The sequence below is a fragment of the Candidatus Obscuribacterales bacterium genome (assembly GCA_036703605.1).
Taxonomy (GTDB): domain Bacteria; phylum Cyanobacteriota; class Cyanobacteriia; order RECH01; family RECH01; genus RECH01.
In genome coordinates, this window is record DATNRH010000091.1 from 1 (window position 1) to 1,417 (window position 1,417).

Annotated in this window: 2 protein-coding genes; both read left to right on the plus strand. The window is 53.4% G+C overall.

Features of this window, described 5'->3' with window-relative positions; all coding sequences use genetic code 11:
- A partial coding sequence (locus V6D20_01930; GenBank protein HEY9814556.1) for a hypothetical protein occupies positions 1-424 on the plus strand: 424 nt, incomplete at its 5' end.
- A 9-nt stretch (positions 425-433) separates the two neighbouring features.
- Positions 434-1,417: PBSX family phage terminase large subunit (locus V6D20_01935; protein ID HEY9814557.1), on the plus strand; the 984-nt coding region annotated here is incomplete at its 3' end.

Sequence of the window (1,417 nt, forward strand, 5' to 3'; positions counted from 1 at the left end):
TGTTGCTAGTGTGAGTGACTCAGCATGGGTGCCAGCCTTTGCTATCCGCCGCGCATCTATTACGCCTTACGCACTGACCAACCTCGACAGCTTGTCCATCCGCGCCACTGGTGATATTCGAGTCTTGATTGAGCAGAACGGTGATGCACCAACCGGAACGTTCGTGACGCCGGCCGATTACTCAGCCAATGAGACGCTGCTTGAGGTCAACACAGCGCCAGGGTCTACCCAGGGAAATGGCGTATCACTCCAGAAGCTACACGTTTTCACGGGCACACCAAGTAACCCAAGCGGCAGCCAAACACCATTGGAACGCACACCACTCATTGAGCAAAAGAACCAGATTGTCTATGTTCGCCGGTTCGCTGGTGAGTCGGCAGCTATCAGCGTTGACGTGTTAGCCACATTCACAGAAGCCTTTTAGGGATAGCCATTGCCTACGCTGGAAGTCAATCACAAGATCGTTGATGCCATGCAGAGCGACAGACCCATTGTTGTTGTGGTGGGTGGGCGTGGTTCAGGCAAGTCATTAGGCGTGGGTGATTATCTGGTGTTTGAGATGGCCGCCATGAACTACTCCATTTATTGCCTGCGAGAGTTCCAAGACTCAATCACTGATTCAGTTCATAAGGTAATCAAGTCAGCCGTTGAGGATCGCGTCAAGCTGGATGGTTGGGAGATACAGCAAAACTCAGTCATTGCTCCAGGTGGTGCCAAGACCGTGTACAAGGGTGCCAACCGCAACCCTGACGCCATGCAGTCGGCCCAAGGCTACATGCGCTCGTGGTTTGAGGAAGCACACAGGGCCAGCCAAGCATCACTGGACAAGCTACTCCCAACCATTTTGCGTAATCCAGGCGCAAAGTGTATCTTCACTGCCAACCCTCAGTCATCGTCAGACCCATTCAGCCAGAGATTCATTGTGCCGTATCAGGAAGCCTTGATGCGTGATGGCTATTATGAAGACGACCTACACTACATCGTATCGGTCAACTGGCGTGACAACCCATGGTGGAACGAGGAACAGGAGCGTCTGCGCCAATGGGACTATAAACACCTAAGCCGCGCCAAGTATGACTGGATATGGGAGGGTGCATTCATGGACGAAGTAGAAGACTCAATCATCCTGCCTGAGTGGTTCGATGCCGCCATTGATGCACATGAGAAGCTAGGCTTCAAGGCCAGAGGCAAGCGTGTAGTCAGCTTTGATCCGGCCGACACTGGCGATGCCAAAGGCTTGTCGCTGCGCCATGGCTCCATATTCCTTGACATACTCCAGAGCCAGGAGGGCGACGTTAACACATCATGTGACTGGGCGACTGACTATGCCATAGCTAAGGGTGCGAACACGTTTGTCTGGGATGCTGACGGCCTTGGGCTGACACTCAGACGCCAGGTATCGGACGGATTGAAGGGC